Origin of the sequence: Serratia sp. HMSC15F11, assembly GCF_001808215.1 — a bacterium.
GTDB classification, from domain to species: domain Bacteria; phylum Pseudomonadota; class Gammaproteobacteria; order Enterobacterales; family Enterobacteriaceae; genus Serratia; species Serratia nevei.
In genome coordinates, this window is the sequence record NZ_KV792509.1 from 142,137 (window position 1) to 157,758 (window position 15,622).

Sequence of the window (15,622 nt, forward strand, 5' to 3'; positions counted from 1 at the left end):
GTTGTTAATGCGTTTGAATACCCCCCCCCCCCCAACGGTGGCTTAACGCTTCTATCTGACTGTTTATAGTTTGCGTGGTTGACCAATACATTCACTCTGGTTTATTTACTGTTCATTAAACGGACTGCCTGTTTTATTAAGGGTAAATCAACCATCGAGCCACCAACCTGAAAAGCATAGTTATCTCTGGATTGTTTTAACACCTCTTCAGCCCATTTAATTTGTTCCTCCGTAGGGCTAAATGCCTTGGCAACCACATTGATTTGATCCGGATGAATACATAATTTAGCACCGAATCCAAGGGAACGAGCATGGCAGCAATCCGTTAACAACGTTTCGGACGTACAAAATTCGGGGGTGACGCAATCAATAGGGGGCGATAGGTTGGCAAGCCGTGAAGCCACCACGATACGACTTCTCGCATAGAGAAGTGCCTCAGGTGTTTGCAGACAATTAATATCGTGTGAATAATCTAAAGAGCCGAACGCTAATCTGACTACACCGCTACAGGCTATACTCTCACAGTGATACAATCCTCGCGCCGTTTCTATGATGCCGATAAAGGGTAGTCTTGATATTCCGGAATTAAGCCTTGAATTTATATGGACTATCGTTTCACTGCATTCCAGTTTTGGCACCATCACACCCGTAATCAATGGCTTATTTAATGAATTGAGCAAGCTGATGTCGTCATCAAACTCCTTGTCGTTTGGATGATTTATCCGGATATATATTCCGGTTTTAATGCTGCTCTTATTAATTTTATGCAGCCAACTCAGAACGTTATCGCGACCAAGGGGCTTTTCGTTCGGATGAACGGCATCTTCAAGATCAATAATGATCGCATCGGTACCACTGGCCAACGCCTTTGAAAACATAACCTCTTTATTAGCAGGGACAAACAAATAGCTAATCTCTACACTCATACCTTTACCGCCTAAGTGATTGATATAAATTTGTAATCTCATCATTGATTACGGTTATGAGAATGATATTGATTATCATTTACATGAATTTATTTTGATGGTAGCGTAGTGACTGAAAGTTTTCAAGGAGCCTGAGAGAGCAATGAAATATCACGTTGACCTTAAGATGCTCAATTTACACCTAATCGTTTCAACCCTCTTACATTGGGAGAAAATATGATGGAGTTGGCAGAGGAGAATGGCTTTGCAGGACAAGCACTTTCAACACAACCTGATTTTTCGGCACGTAACGCACTCTCTCGCATAATTCGTTGTCTTTTTGCGGAAAAACTACTTGATGAAAAGAAACTTGAGGTTTTCGGTGAAGAAAGTAGGGTTAATTACCGCCTCTCTGATGGAGAACATATCCTTCAGCTAAATCTAACGGCGGTTTTTCCGGCGAATAGTGTTATTAATCGTGGTGATATTATCCTCGAGGCAGCCGACGGGAGCAAAACCCCGATTCAGTCACATGAACAACTGATCGACGTCCTGAAAAATGAATTTAGTTTCAGCCCATCGGCTGAGGGGATAGCTAAATTCAATAAAGATGTTGCTAACAGTATCCATAATGATCGGCTGGCCAGAGCACATCGGTCAAAATGGCGGAATAGCATTGCTAAAGATATGGAGAAAGAGGGGGAGTCTTATTTTGTTAAATGGGTAGGACGCCATCACAGTTTGAGAGAGGGGGCGACCCTCCTGGACCAGTGGGGATCTCTGGAAGGCCACCCTTATTATCCTACCTGGAAGTCCCGGCCTGGATTAAACGATGAAGACATCGAAGCCCTGTCCGCCGAATTTGGAGCCCGAGTCACTCTTCGCATGGGGGCCATACAGGACGACATGGTTTATTGCGAGAAGATGCCTCATGTTCAGGATATCCGTCAATGGCTGTCATCGGCCTTTCCTGGCGTCTGGAGTGAATGGTGCGACTGGCTCGAAAGTCAGCATCGCAACCCTCAAGAATGGCTGCCCATTCCCCTTCACCCCTGGCATCTTGAACATTGGATCTTGGGTCATTTCGCCAAAGAAATAGACGAAGGAATTCTTTTGCCATTTGGTCCCGAAATTGAAACCGCACCCTCAATGTCGTTCAGAACAATGCTTCCGACGGCCCCGGCATTGCCTTTTATAAAATTGCCCGTTGCCATATGGATGACCAGTGAGATGCGCAGCCTCCAGGCTAAATCCATTCACATGGGGCCGCGTATTAGTACGATTATTGAGGATATCCTGGATGTGGAGCAAGGTTTTGACGGCAAGCTCGACTTTTTCCGGGAAGATGCCGCATGGCACTTTCGTCATAAAGATCGTATGGATGACGCTGAGGGTAAGTTTCTCTCCGTCGTGTTTCGTAGTACGGATGCGTGGACAAGAAACGATAATTCATTGGCTATCACGGTTGCATCGCTATTTACCGCGCTCCCGCATAAATCCGATCCCCTTATCAGTGAGCTGATTGCCTTGTCAGGAGACACGCCTGAGACATGGTTTCGTCATTACACCCGGATCATACTGAAGCCGGTCTTGGCTATGTATTTGATTTATGGCGTGGCGCTTGAAGCACACCAACAAAATACGCAGGTTTTATTTGATGATTCCGGCCGCGCTGTGGCCATGCTTATCCGTGACTTCGGTGATGGCCGCAGCTGGGCCCCGGCACTCCGTAAGCAAGGTTACGAACTCAAACCTTATATCTGGCCTGGCATTTTACCCACGGTGTTTGAAGATGATATTGAACCCGTCAGAACCTTCGTCGTGGATGCTTGCCTTGTCAGTCATTTGCATGAAATCGCCCTTTGCCTGACTCACTTCTATTGCATCCCAGATAACCGTATGTGGAAAGTTATTGGCGAAGAACTTGACCGTGTATTTAAAGAACTTCACCCAAGGCTGGATGCCAGCTTCTGGCATCAGGAACGCGAGCATTTTATGAACCATCCCTGGTATACCCGCTCATTAATGAGCATGCATTTACAACAATATACTGATTATCGACTTCAGCACGGTCTTAATAATCCTTTAGCTGATTGATACGCCGGTAACTCTGGGACTAGAGATAATGGTTATGAATCGTAGAAAGAAGTTTCTGGTTTTGGCTGTTGTAGAAGTTTTAATTCCTTATATTGCGAACGCGGAAGATACCGTTGTCGTTAGCGCCGACAGTACAGTTACACAAACTGAAGATGCACTATCCAAACAAACCCATATTGGCTTATTAGGAAGTAAAGTCATTCATGATACGCCATTCAGTATCAAGGTATATAACTCGCGATACATTGAAAATAGGCAGGCTAAATCTCTCGGCGATGTTATAAAAAATGATTCATCCGTGCGGGTTACCTCTCCTTCAGGTGGGATCCTGGATTCTTTCATGATCCGTGGATTCCCTATTGGTGAAGGCAATACCGGTGAAGTGGCACTCAATGGTGTCTATGGTGTGGCACCAAATTATCAATTATTGCCGCAATATCTCGAACGAATAGAGTTACTGAAGGGGCCGGGCGCGGGACTCTATGGGATGTCCCCGAACGGAGGGGTTGGCGGTGTCATCAACGCAGTGACTAAAAGGGCTACAGCTCAGGATATTAAACGCCTCACCACCGCCTGGGAGTCCAACAACCAACTCGGTGCATATGTCGATGTCGGTAAATTGTGGGTTAACCCGGACGGGGAGATGTGGGGAATCCGTTTTAACGGTGGCGGTAGTGGTGGCGATTTGGCACTCGACAATGCCAATAAAAATACGGCATTAGGCGCGCTTGCTCTCGATTATGGGAACGGAGGGGTGAGGGCTTCCCTTGACCTGCTTGATCAATATCAGCGAGTCAAATCCCCAAATCGCCCCTTCACCGTCGCTGCAGGCATTGATGTTCCGGATGCTCCTGATGGCAAGACAAACATCGCACAAAAGGGGATGTGGTGGAAAATCCGGGATCAGGGGGCATTGCTACACACAGAATACGATATTAATGACAACGTGATCGTTTTTGCGAATGCAGGCGGTGGACGCTCGATGGTTTCACGCATATCAGAGCAAACCCCTAATATTATTAACGACAAAGGGGATGTCGTCTCGACGATTACTAATTTCCGCTTTAAGGTGAATCGTTATATTTTAGAAACTGGCGCAAGAAGTTATTTTTCAACCGGTTCCATTGATCATCAGGCGACGCTGCAGGTCAGTTATTACCATGATCGCCTCGCTATCGCCAGCACCTGGGGACAAACGGTAGATTCCAATATTTATTCCCCGCCAGACGTTGATGTCACCCTGCCTTCTGCGCCAGCCAGAGTATCAAAAACCTCCTCCAGCCAGTTAAGTGGTCTCGCGCTTGCCGACACAATGACCGTACTGGATGGAAGTGTTGACATCACGCCAGGCGTGCGTGTCCAAAGGGTTCGTGCCGATAACTTCGCCGCTAATGGCGATCGTTCATCCTCCTATGATGAATATGCCGTCACTCCGATGCTTGGCCTGGTCTACCGTCCCTGGAAACCCGTTTCGCTGTATGCCAACTACATTGAGGGGCTCAGCAAAGGTGATGTCGCCCCTGGTACGGCACAAAACGCAGGTCAGGTGATGCGTCCATACCGATCGCGTCAATACGAAGTGGGCATTAAATACGATGAGGCGGGAATCCAAAGCAGTCTTGCTCTTTTCCAGATCACGAAGCCAAGCGGTGCAATCGACGGTAACAATACATTCAATTCCAACAGCGAACAACGGAACCGTGGAATTGAACTGAATATCTCCCATGAACCTCTGGATAATTTGCGAATGTCAGGAAGTCTTTCCCTGATTGATGCTGAGCTCACCAAATCTCCCACCACTGGCGTTCGTGGTAACAAACCCGTTGGTGTATCCCCGATACAAGCAAACACGAGTGTGGAATATGACCTCCCTGTCCTACGGGGATTGTCCCTGAACAGTCATGTCAATTACAGCGGGAAGCAGTACGTCAATCAGGCGAATACGCAGTCTATCCGTTCTTGGACCACGGTAGATATGGGGGCTGCCTATAAAACGCGTGTTTACGGTACACCGGCAACTTTCCGCTTTGATGTTCAAAACGTGTTAGATCGCCATTATTGGGCTGGCGTGGCGTCATACAGCACCATTGCGCAGGGAGCGCCACGCACCTTCCTTGCATCGGTAACCATTGATTTCTGAGAGGATTTAATATGGCTTCGCTGTTAAATACCTATTGCCGGGAAACAACTTCATGGCGGTTAAGCCCGGCCAGAGAATTACCCCCCTATGTGGATCCTGTTATTGCCCGATGGTTAGAGACGTCCCCTGATACTCTTGTTCGCTTATCAGAAATTTACGGTTCTCCGCTCAATATTGTTTGGCCGCATACCGTGGAGGATAATTTCAATGCGATGGCTGCTATTACGGCGGGATTTGGCATTGAAGCGAAATTTTATTATGGCGTTAAAGTCAATAAATCACAGTCGTTATTACAGGCGGCCGTCACTGCCGGAACAGGGGCTGATGTATCCAGCCTGCATGAACTCAACGATGCTATCCGCGCTGGATGCAGAGGCAACGATTTGTGTGCCACTGGGCCTGCAAAAACAATACGTTTTTTGCAGGAGTTAATTCTGCAGGGGGCGCGGATTGTTGTGGATTCAGTCGAGGAAATGGACGACCTCATGGAGGTAGCTAAACGCTGGAAAAGCCCGACAGGCCGGATCAGTATACTACTGCGCCTTCGCCCCGCGTTCAGCCATACCAGCCGTTTTGGTATGTCATCCCGTGAAGTGAGTGCTGTGCTTCAGAAACTCGAGACCTGTAATCCCTTAAAAATCGATGGCTTCCATTTCCATCTTAGTGGCTACTCGCCCGTATCCAGGGTTAACGCTTTTTTTGACACTTTACCGTTAATTGCCTGCGCCCGTAATCTTGGCCATTCCCCATGCATTATCGATATCGGGGGAGGATTGCCCGTTCAGTATGTAGAGGGGAATTGCTATAAGGCATGGCTATCCTCACAAACGCAGGAAGACTATCGTACTCGACGGGTCCCGGATGCTTTCTATCCCTATGGTGGCGATATAAACGCTGAGCACTGGCTCACTCAGTTTCTTGGCGGCGCGGACCCTGAGGGTAAAAGAGTCTGCGATGCATTAATCGATGAAGGATTAACGCTGTGTGTCGAGCCCGGAAGAAGTCTGGCCAACCAGAGCGCCATAAGTGTTTTTCGCGTATGTCGAGTCCGGCCTCACGGTGATTCCGGATACGTTATTTTTGTCGAGGGAAGTAGCTTCAGTGCATGCGAAACATGGTTCAACTCTGAATTCCTGAGCGATCCGCTCCATATTCGTCAGAATTCTCATGAGCCACCTCCTGCTGCGAAAGCATGGATTGCGGGTCATAGTTGCCTTGACGAGGACGTTATAACTAACCGTCTGATTACATTCAAGCACCTGCCTGAACCGGGCGACTTGCTGATATTTGCCAATACTGCTGGTTACCAAATGGATTTACTGGAAAACCAGTTCCACCGGCACCCGCTCCCCACAAGACTGACCGCGGTCATGAGCTCGCGCCAAAATCTCATTTTTACCGTTGACAATTAAGGAGTTGTAAAATGATCTTCAGAAAAGTAACTGATTTGATTGGCAATACTCCCGTCATTCAATTACCGCTGGCGCAATCTGAATCTCGTCTTTATATCAAAGTGGAGAAAAACAATCCTGGCGGGAGCATGAAAGATCGCATGGCCAGAAATATGATTGTTGCGGCGCTGAAATCAGGGCGGATCCAACCAGGCGGGACAATTGTTGAATCATCGTCAGGAAATACGGGGATCGGCCTGGCCATTGCGGCTATCGAATTTGGGCTTAAATTTATTGCAGTGGTGGACCACCATGCCGCTCAGGATAAAATTACCATCATGCGAGCTCTGGGAGCAGATATTCGTTACGTTAAGGGTAATTACGGCGAAAATGAAGTCGCGGTTGTGGAACGACAGCGTATGGCGGCTGAAATTGCGAGTGAAATACCCGGCGCAGTGTTCATGAACCAATCAGATAATGCAGCCAATGCCGGTGGATATGCAGACCTGGTGCGTGAAATTATCTGCCAGATTGGCAAAGTCGACGCGTGGGTTGGATGTGTTGGTACTGGCGGTTCGATGACAGGGATAGCGCATGGCCTCAAGGTTCATAATCCGGATACAGTCACGATCGCCGTAGAGCCAGAAGGCTCTATCGTATTTGGAAAGCCAGGAAAGCCCTATTATCAATCAGGAACCGGCACACCGGAAGGAGACACCGTCGGATTAGTTCTGGATTACAGCTGCATTGATTATGGTGAACAGGTTTCCGACGTCTGCGCTTTTGAAACTGCACGCTATCTTGCGCGCCGTTTCGGGCTGCTTGTTGGCGGTTCTACCGGTGGTGCAATATATAAAGCGTTGGAATTTATCAATAATGGAACGATTCGGGGGAATGTGGCTCTCGTTATTGCAGATGGCGGTGAAAAATATCTAAATACGATCTTCAATGAGGAGTGGCTCAAAGAACGGGATCTTCTCTCCGAGCAAGTTTGGGGGCAACTTGATAGCTGGTTTGCACTCTCTTCTGTTGAGGAGGGAGAATAATGTTCTCAGGCGAGAAGTTAAGGGTAACAATATGTGGGGCCGGCCGTACGGGCCATCTTGCTGCCATTTTATTCAGTCAAAATCCCGCAGTTGCAGTCACTCTCTACACTAGCCGGCCAGAAACTGTCACCGCATATCAAGGCAGTGGCGCTCAGTTGCATGCGATCATGCCTGACGGAAATGTTATAAAAGCCCCTGCCGTCAGGATGACGGCGTCAGCCGATGAAGCCTGTAGCGCTGCAGATCTCATTATCATTACTGCCCCAAGCCATGTGCGCGAAAGCGTGCTTCACAGCATCGCGCCAGCGCTGCCCCGGCATAAGCAGGTCTTCGTCGGAGCCATTCCCGGTTTTGGCGGATTTGACTGGATGGCAGAAAAAGCATTTGGAGGCTTATCGAATATTGTTATATGGGGCATGAAAGATGTCCCCCATATTGCGTTTGATCTTGTACCTGGAAAAAGTGTCAGGATGGGGGGGGCGAAATCACAGTTGTACGTGGCTGTTCATTGCCGGGAAACACCTGAGAATACCGATATTCTGCTTGATTACCTAAAGCAGCTTTATGAAGCTCCCGTCACTCTGCTTTCTAATTACCTGGAGATTACCCTTACACCAGGAAATCCAATCATGCACAGCTCCGTCATTTATGGTCTCATCGGTCCATGGGGGCAGTGGCACGGGCATGCTTTCAATCATATTCCGTGTTGGTGGAGTGACTGCCCGGAACTCGGTGCTTATTTCCTCGCTCGCTGTGATGAGGAAAATCAGGCCTTATGTAAAGCTGCCGAACTTTCACTGGGTATCGATCTCAGCTCTGTGCAGTCATTGCAGCAGGAAATAGTCGAGGCATACGGTGACTCAATTTCTGACCCCAGAACACTCCTCAGCGTTTTACGAACGAATAAGGCCTATGAGGGTATCCCGCTGCCTCTGATCCGCGAAGGGCGATCCGACACTTTTATTTTTGATAAAAACCATCGGGTTTTTCGGGAAGATATTGGCTGTGGTTTAAGCCTGCTGGTTTCGATCGGCCAGAGGCTCAGGGTGCCAACACCATATATAGAAGAAATCTATTACTGGTGTTGCGAGTATATGGGAGGGAAGATTGCCCCCTCTCCGATCCCCGCCGATTGGCCAACGATAAGGGGGGAGTGAGGATGCGCGTAACGGGCAGCGTGACTTTTATTGTCCAGTTTCTGTTTATCGTGCAACTGCTTTCGATGGGAGCGATGGAAATGAGTGGCCCTTTTTGGCCGCTTCATCTCGAAAGTATGACGTCCACAGAACTACTGAGCATCGCTGGCACGGGAGTGTATATAGCGCCGATGCTTGGCGTTATGCTAACCAGTACATTCTGGGGGCGGGTAGGCGACAAAACGGGCAATAAAGTCATGATGATCCGCGCACTGATGGGCCTGGCATTAACGCAACTCGGGCTTGCTTTCGCCAATGAAGTCTGGCTGGTGCTTATTTTACGTTTTTTGCAGGGTACCTGTGCGGGTTATATTGCGCCGGCTCAGGCCTATGGTATTGCAATGGTGCCAGCGGCACAGCGTACGAGACTTTTTGCCTGGTTACAGGTGTCAACCAACGCAGGCTCTTTGACAGGGGCGATTATCGGGGGAGCCATTCTCGATCTACTGAGTTTCTTCTGGATAAACGTCAGCGCATTTATTATTTGTACGCTGTGTGCACTGATTGTTCTTTTCATATTACCTGCTGATGCTCCTCATGAAGTCTCGTCCACTTCAGCTGTTCATTCAAAAGATAAGAAAAGGACTCCAACTGGAATCAACAATGGCGTCATTGTTGGCTTACTGACGGTTCTTGGCTTGTTATTAATGAGCCGCATGATTACGCAAACGCCTTTTTCTCTTTATGTCAGCACGGTGTTCAATGCCCCTAATTGGCTAACAGGATTAGCTTATGGATTACAGGCTACGGGAGTGATTGTATCAGCGTCTCTCTGGGCAAGATTGTTTGAAGCGCACGATATAGCCAGCACGCTCTACCGAATGGTGGGGGTCATCATGGGATGTATCTTGGTAACACTGCTGCTGGCTACAGTAAGGGAAACCCTCTGGTTTATCGGGCTTTATTTTTTATGGGGAATTCTCCTTGGCGCAACCACGCCTGTGCTTACCGCATTAATCTCGCGTACAACAGCCGAAGGTATGCAAGGGTATATATTGGGGGTAGTCCAGAGTATCAGCCAGTTCGCCTCCATTGCAGGTATTGCTTTGGGGGGCGTAGTCCTTCTCTGGCCAGGGTTGTCAGCGTTGTTTCTTTGCGTTGCGGTCATGTATTCCATGACTTTAATTATTACGTTAAAAATCAGCCGCTCTTCAAGGGAATTCAACAAGAAAATAGGTTATGAGAAATGATATTACGACTTGTGCTCTTTATTGTATTGTTAACCTCATCAGTTGCTCATGCTGAACAGACGATGACGCCTGTAACCGATCTCTTCGGCCGGACCGTTAACATCAAATTACCGGTACAGCGTGTCATCCTTGGGGAAGGGCGCCAACTGTATCTGGTCGCCATGCTTGATAAAGAAAATCCTGCCAAGAGGATAGTGGCCTGGCGGAAAGATTTAATACAGTCAGATCCGGCAACATGGCAGCAGTACCGGCAACAGTTTCCACAACTGGAGAAAATCCCGACATTTGGGGGCCGCGAGCAAGGGACCTTCGATATCGAACAGGCTATTAATCTGAAACCTGACGTCATCATCATGAATATGGATGCGCGAAATGCTATTGTTGACTCAGGGTATGAAGCCGCACTTGCCAGTGCGGGTATCCCAATTGTCTACGTGGATTTTCGGTATGACCCTATTGCACATATTCCTCCAACAGTGAAACTATTTGGCGAGTTATTTGGCCAATCGGAACGCTCTGAAGCCTATTTGAAATTTCGCGAGAGTGAGTTACAACGCGTCACATCCAGGACTTTAAAATTAAAGAATCCATTGCCAAAGGTATTTTTAGAACGTCTTGGAGGTTATTCAGAAGAATGCTGTATGACCTTTGGCAAGGGGAGCTTTGGGCGTTTTACTAAATTAGCCGGAGGAGACAATATCGCAGCCAATCTTGCTCCCGGTTCATTTTTTACGTTAAATCCTGAAAAGGTGATAGCTGCAAATCCTGATGTCGTCATACTCACCAGCGGGAATTTTCAGGCCTTCGTTCCTGGTGGAAGGTGGATCCCTCTCGGGCCGGGCGTCAATATCGACGAATCCAGGCGTAAGCTGGCATGGTTCACCAGCCGTCCAGCTTATGCAGATAGCACTGCACGCCGTAATAGCGCATTTTTCGCCATCTGGCATCAGTTCTACAACAGCCCGTATGATGTCATTGCCATCCAGCAACTAGCCAGATGGATACATCCACAATTATTCGCGGACCTGGACGCTGATGACACATTCCGTCGCCTGCATCAGGAATTTCTTCCCGTTCCGTATCAATCCGGATATATGGTAAGCCTGCAAAAAGAGGAGAATAACCATGACGTTAAGTCTGGCACAACTCCGCGCTGACACGCCAGGGACTGAGCATGTTATTCATTTTAACAATGCAGGAGCAAGCTTAATGCCTGTCCCGGTTATACAGGCTGTACATGAACACTATTTAAAAGAAATTACCCTCGGTGGGTATGAAGCCGCAGATCGTGAGCGCCAATGGCTTGGTGATATATATGGTTATCTGGCGAAATTGATCCAGGCAAAGCCTGCAGATATCGCGCTTGTGGAAAATGCTACCCGGGCCTGGGACATCGCATTCTACTCTCTTCCCTTGCGCCCAGGGGATATCATCCTGACTTCGACCACTGAATATGCAGGCAATTATATACCTTACCTGCAACGACAAAAACGTGATGGCATTCAGATCAACATTCTGGAAGCGGATGAGGATGGGGCTGTTTGTCTGAAGCAGTTACAACATGCCCTTGACAATCCTCGAGTCAGATTAATCAGTCTCCCAATACTGGGAACTCATGGAGGACCAATACAGCCGGTAGAAAAAATAGGCGCCCTTGCTCGTGATGCTGGCGTGTGGTTTTTCCTTGATGCTTGCCAGGGTATTGGACATTTACAACTTGATGTCCAAAAAATTGGGTGCCACGTGTTAACAGCCTCAGGGCGTAAATACCTGAGAGCTCCACGCGGTACGGGTTTTTTATGGATGGACAGCACCCTGAGTTCGAATATTGAACCGGTGTGGCTTGATCACCATGCTGCCAGTCTTATAGATGAGCAGCGTTATCATATTAGCGAAGGAGCCCGACGATTCGAATGCTGGGAGGCAAATATTGCTGACAGGCTTGGCCTGGGGGCGGCCGCGAAATATGCGCTTTCGTTAGGGCAAGGTAAAGTAACGCAAAGGATTTTTAAGTTGGCTAAGCAACTTCGCTCAGGCCTGAAATGTATACCGCACGTTCAGTTACAGGATAAAGGAGAGAATCTGTCAGGAATCGTTACATTTACCGTTAAAAATAAAACAGCTGAATCTGTTAAGGAATACCTATCGGCTCAACCACGTCGAATTAATGTCTCATGTTCTCGATCGAGTTCGACATTCATTGACATGCGAAATCGTGGGCTGGAGTCAGTCGTTCGTGCATCCGTTCATGCGTATAACAGTGAAGATGAGATAGATATCTTACTTAATGCCCTTGAAAATTTCAGGTGAGGTGAACATGCAGTATGAGGTAATATTACATCCAGTTGCCTTGATCCGTCCCTCTGAAGAGGTCAACATGGAACATGTTATAGCATTAACAGAGGAGATAGCGCGTTGCCAAAAATGGATAACACCCGTTCCCATTGAAAAAAACACGGGGATCATTATGGATGGCAACCATCGATATCGCGTGGCCAATAATCTTGGGCTAACGTACCTTCCTTGTATATTGCTTGACTATACTGATGTACGCGTGAGAGTGCACGACTGGAATAATGGTGAGCCGTTCTGCCCGTTAAAAATCAGAGAGCACATAGTCAACCAAGGAAAAATTTTTCCGTATAAAACCACTCGTCATTTATTTTCACCGGTTCTTCCAGTTGTTGATTTTCAGCTAAGGCAGTTACTCGATATAAATTCATTAACCATGTAACTATTGTTGGCTCTGAAAAAAATTAATACCGGAGCCTTTTTTGCTGGAATAGTTTTGCACTAGGGAGTTGGCATGGACTGTGGAATCACTGAGGTTTTGCTACTTGTAGTGAATGCTTTTAGAAACTCTGTCATTACTTAGCTCATGACATTTTAATAATCGCCAATGCTTAGAGGTTTTTACAAAAACCAACTCTATCGACAAATATATACCTGCTAAAACGATTTAGCTTGTCGATAACATCTGCCAGCAGCGTGTTCCGTTGATTCAACTGACAGAGATGGCTTTTGGAAAGGGCGGAAAGGCACAAAAATCTGACTGGTCGCCGGCATCACTGACATGAGAAACGGTTTCAACTGTAGTGGCACAGTAAATTTGCCCACCTGATTAAAGGTGATATTCTCACTCCAACATGAAACAAGTGACTTAATGAACAAGAAAACTAAGCGTAACAACGGGGGGCTGACGCCGGAAGAATCAGAGAACAGATACCGTTCTTACTGTAAAACCGTGGCCAGTATTACTTTACCACTACAACCCCAATCTGCTGTTGTTGCCTGGCTTGTCGTACTGGCTGAAGTTGTTTTCAGGCATCTATCAGAGGATACGTACTTAAAGGTGGCGAAGATCTCAAACCCACTAGATTTAATGAGTTCATCGTTTGACTCTTTAATTGTCATGCTCATTTTACTATCGATCGTTATTTCTTGGGTAACGATGCGCCTTATCTCAAAGCGTAGAGATTGATAGCATAATAATGTCCGTTGCCCTAATAAAAGGGCATCTCACCACTAATAAGTTTGCATTAACGGAAAAGGCGCCTTTTCCTCCATTGTATTTTATTTATTGGGAACCCCGTTGAGTAATGGTTAATCCACCGCAATCGTCTCCGATACCGTCGGCGTAAGGAATATTTTGCCGCATACGCCGGGTAGGGCTGCGTGCTGCAGCGCCGCTGCGTACTGACGCAAAGGATAAATCGCGGCGGGGGGGCGCAAAGCCAGCTGGCCGCGTCGCAGCAGCTGGAATAGCTGATAAAACGCCGTTTGCCACTGCGCCGGTGCTGCCTGCGCATTCCATTTGCGCAAGTGGAACAGCGAAGCGCGCAGCTTCAATTCGTCTACCACGCGCCGCCAGTCCACCTGGCGCCCACCCAGCAGGCCCAGCGCCACAAAGTCGCCGCCGGTGCGAACCGCCCGCGCCAGCTGCAATCCGTCTTCTCCGCCGATGCAGTCGATAGCGGCGCGGGCGCCAAAGTGGGTCATTTGCGCCAGCTGCGGGGCTTCAATAACGCGCCAGGCGCCGGCGGCCAGCAGCGCTGGGCGATGAGCGAGGTTGCGTACCACCACCGCCAGACGAATGCCACGCAGCGCCGTCAGTTGCGCCAACAGCAGGCTAACGGCGGAGCCGCCGCCGTTGAGCAGCAGCACGTCGCCAGCGCTGAGCGGTAGCCATTGCGTCAGCAGCACCCAGCAGGTGAGCGGGTTGATATAGATTTGCGCTGCGCTGGCGTCGTCGATGTCGTCCGGTACCCAGACCACCCGTTCTTCAGGCAACGTGACGAAGGTTTGCCAACTGCCGTCACCCGCTACCGCCAGTGCGCGTCGGCCGGTCGAGCGTCCGCTTTGCGGATCGATGATGACGCCTACGCCTTCATAGCCAGGCACCTGCGGCAGGGCGATGCGGTGCGCGTATTGGCCGTGAATCGGGATCAGGTCGGAAGGGTTGATCGGGGCATAGCGCATCTGCAGTAGCCGCCGGCCGGGGCGCAGCGACGGCATGCTCGTCTGCTGCAGCGCCAGCACCTGGGCGGGATCGCCGAAGCGGCTGAAGCTCAATCGGGGAAATGACGACGGCATGGGTTACATCACGAAGAAAAAATAGACATCCAGCGCCAGCAGCACCAGCCACAGACAAAGATACAGCACCAGGTGCTCACGCACGTTGTTGACGATAGCCGCCAGTATTCGGTTTAACATTTCAGCCGCCTGAAGAAAGAGACCTTTGATTATAGTCCTTTTCTCGGCACCTTTTATAGCGGGGCGCGCGTGAGCGCTGGAAGAGTGGCGATAAAAAAGCCTGCGTTATCGCAGGCTTGATGTTACACCGCCAGCAGCGCCAGCGGCGTCGAATTCGTTGGCGCGCTGGGCGGGTAGAAATAACGCAGCACGTTATACAGCGAGTAGAACTCCAGCCGGTTGCGCGCGTTGATCTTCTCCGTGATATGGCGCTTGTGCACATACACCGTATGCGAGCTGATCTGCAGCTTTTTCGCGATGCGGTAGTTGGGCATTTCCGCCATCCAATATTTCATCACCGTCAGTTCCTGCGGGCTGAACAGGGAACGCTCTTCGCCGTCATCGGCCAGCGCCAGCGGATTTTCGCGCAGCGTGCGCAAGGTGAGCGGCAGAATGCTTTTATTGAACAGGAACGCGTTATCGGCGATGCGCATTGGCGTTTCGCTGTAGGGGTAAGGCGTATCGAGATAGATAAACAGCAAGGCAGACTGACTGGCTTCCATAAACGCCAGCAGCTGTGCGTCCGCTTCGTTATAGCGGCACTGGTTGCTGAGGTTCACCAGAATGTGGCTCGGCTGAAAGCTGGCCAACAGCGGCGTAGCGTACTCAATGCTGTGGCAGCACTTGATCGTTGTAATCCCACTATCAGCAAAGTAGCTGGCTATACCGACCCGGGTGAAGCAGCATTCGTCCACGACAAGTAGTTTCATGGTGACGTCCTTGTTGAAAGCCGATGGAGCATATCTTCTGTAAAATAGGACTTACACTGCAAGTGTTCAATTCGGAAATTCAAATGCTGAATGCAAGAAATTTCCGTTATCAGAATTTTTACTTGGTATTTAAAAGAGTTAGCAGGTTAATAAATTGTAACCGCCAAATTTTGCTGTCCAGGGCTCTGCGGCAAC

General features: G+C 48.8%; 14 protein-coding genes. 10 read left to right on the forward strand and 4 right to left on the reverse strand.

The window, feature by feature from the left end; all coding sequences use genetic code 11:
* Nucleotides 1-101: 101 nt before the first annotated feature.
* A complete protein-coding gene (locus HMPREF3138_RS25985; RefSeq protein ID WP_223294880.1) occupies nucleotides 102-971 on the reverse strand; it encodes an HpcH/HpaI aldolase/citrate lyase family protein in 870 nt (289 codons plus the stop codon).
* Between the two features lie 171 nt (nucleotides 972-1,142).
* On the opposite strand from HMPREF3138_RS25985, the gene HMPREF3138_RS24220 reads away from it, so the two are divergent.
* The 10 genes from HMPREF3138_RS24220 to HMPREF3138_RS26575 all read left to right on the forward strand — a co-directional run bounded on the left by HMPREF3138_RS24220 (nucleotide 1,143) and on the right by HMPREF3138_RS26575 (nucleotide 13,446).
* A complete protein-coding gene (locus HMPREF3138_RS24220; protein WP_038875468.1) occupies nucleotides 1,143-3,002 on the forward strand; it encodes an IucA/IucC family protein in 1,860 nt (619 codons plus the stop codon).
* A gap of 34 nt (nucleotides 3,003-3,036) precedes the next feature.
* Nucleotides 3,037-5,142, forward strand: a complete 2,106-nt coding sequence (locus HMPREF3138_RS24225) for a TonB-dependent receptor (protein WP_038875470.1) — start codon at nucleotides 3,037-3,039, stop codon at nucleotides 5,140-5,142.
* An 11-nt stretch (nucleotides 5,143-5,153) separates the two neighbouring features.
* Nucleotides 5,154-6,554 (forward strand): Y4yA family PLP-dependent enzyme, encoded by a 1,401-nt coding sequence (locus HMPREF3138_RS24230; RefSeq protein ID WP_038875472.1) that lies wholly within the window; start codon nucleotides 5,154-5,156, stop codon nucleotides 6,552-6,554.
* 11 nt (nucleotides 6,555-6,565) lie between these two features.
* Nucleotides 6,566-7,579: a PLP-dependent cysteine synthase family protein gene (locus HMPREF3138_RS24235; RefSeq protein ID WP_038875474.1), complete on the forward strand. Its 1,014-nt coding sequence runs from the start codon at nucleotides 6,566-6,568 to the stop codon at nucleotides 7,577-7,579.
* On the forward strand, nucleotides 7,579-8,736 hold the full coding sequence (locus tag HMPREF3138_RS24240) for an NAD/NADP-dependent octopine/nopaline dehydrogenase family protein (protein WP_038875476.1): 1,158 nt from the start codon (nucleotides 7,579-7,581) through the stop codon (nucleotides 8,734-8,736). The genes HMPREF3138_RS24235 and HMPREF3138_RS24240 overlap by 1 nt, the downstream gene beginning before the upstream one ends.
* A 2-nt stretch (nucleotides 8,737-8,738) precedes the next feature.
* Nucleotides 8,739-9,965: an MFS transporter gene (locus tag HMPREF3138_RS24245; protein WP_038875479.1), complete on the forward strand. Its 1,227-nt coding sequence runs from the start codon at nucleotides 8,739-8,741 to the stop codon at nucleotides 9,963-9,965.
* Nucleotides 9,962-11,122 carry an ABC transporter substrate-binding protein gene (locus HMPREF3138_RS24250; protein WP_047727816.1) on the forward strand — a complete coding sequence of 387 codons (1,161 nt, stop codon included), beginning with the start codon at nucleotides 9,962-9,964 and terminating at the stop codon, nucleotides 11,120-11,122. The genes HMPREF3138_RS24245 and HMPREF3138_RS24250 overlap by 4 nt, the downstream gene beginning before the upstream one ends.
* Nucleotides 11,091-12,275, forward strand: a complete 1,185-nt coding sequence (locus HMPREF3138_RS24255; RefSeq protein WP_038875482.1) for an aminotransferase class V-fold PLP-dependent enzyme — start codon at nucleotides 11,091-11,093, stop codon at nucleotides 12,273-12,275. Before HMPREF3138_RS24250 ends, HMPREF3138_RS24255 begins: the two co-directional genes overlap by 32 nt.
* Before the next feature lie 7 nt (nucleotides 12,276-12,282).
* Nucleotides 12,283-12,699 (forward strand): ParB N-terminal domain-containing protein, encoded by a 417-nt coding sequence (locus HMPREF3138_RS25990; protein ID WP_071605388.1) that lies wholly within the window; start codon nucleotides 12,283-12,285, stop codon nucleotides 12,697-12,699.
* Between the two features lie 429 nt (nucleotides 12,700-13,128).
* The gene (locus HMPREF3138_RS26575) at nucleotides 13,129-13,446 is read left to right on the forward strand and encodes a hypothetical protein (protein WP_071605385.1); all 318 of its coding nucleotides are present in this window, start codon (nucleotides 13,129-13,131) and stop codon (nucleotides 13,444-13,446) included.
* Nucleotides 13,447-13,568: 122 nt separating this feature from the next.
* Here HMPREF3138_RS26575 and HMPREF3138_RS24260 read toward each other — a convergent pair whose 3' ends face one another.
* The 3 genes from HMPREF3138_RS24260 to HMPREF3138_RS24265 all read right to left on the reverse strand — a co-directional run bounded on the left by HMPREF3138_RS24260 (nucleotide 13,569) and on the right by HMPREF3138_RS24265 (nucleotide 15,427).
* Entirely contained in the window at nucleotides 13,569-14,558 is a 990-nt protein-coding gene (locus tag HMPREF3138_RS24260) for a zinc-dependent alcohol dehydrogenase family protein (protein ID WP_038875485.1), read from the reverse strand.
* 3 nt (nucleotides 14,559-14,561) lie between these two features.
* Entirely contained in the window at nucleotides 14,562-14,678 is a 117-nt protein-coding gene (locus HMPREF3138_RS26000) for a DUF2770 family protein (RefSeq protein WP_004927822.1), read from the reverse strand.
* A gap of 122 nt (nucleotides 14,679-14,800) precedes the next feature.
* The gene (locus tag HMPREF3138_RS24265; RefSeq protein WP_038875489.1) at nucleotides 14,801-15,427 is read right to left on the reverse strand and encodes a LuxR C-terminal-related transcriptional regulator; all 627 of its coding nucleotides are present in this window, start codon (nucleotides 15,425-15,427) and stop codon (nucleotides 14,801-14,803) included.
* Nucleotides 15,428-15,622: the final 195 nt, after the last annotated feature.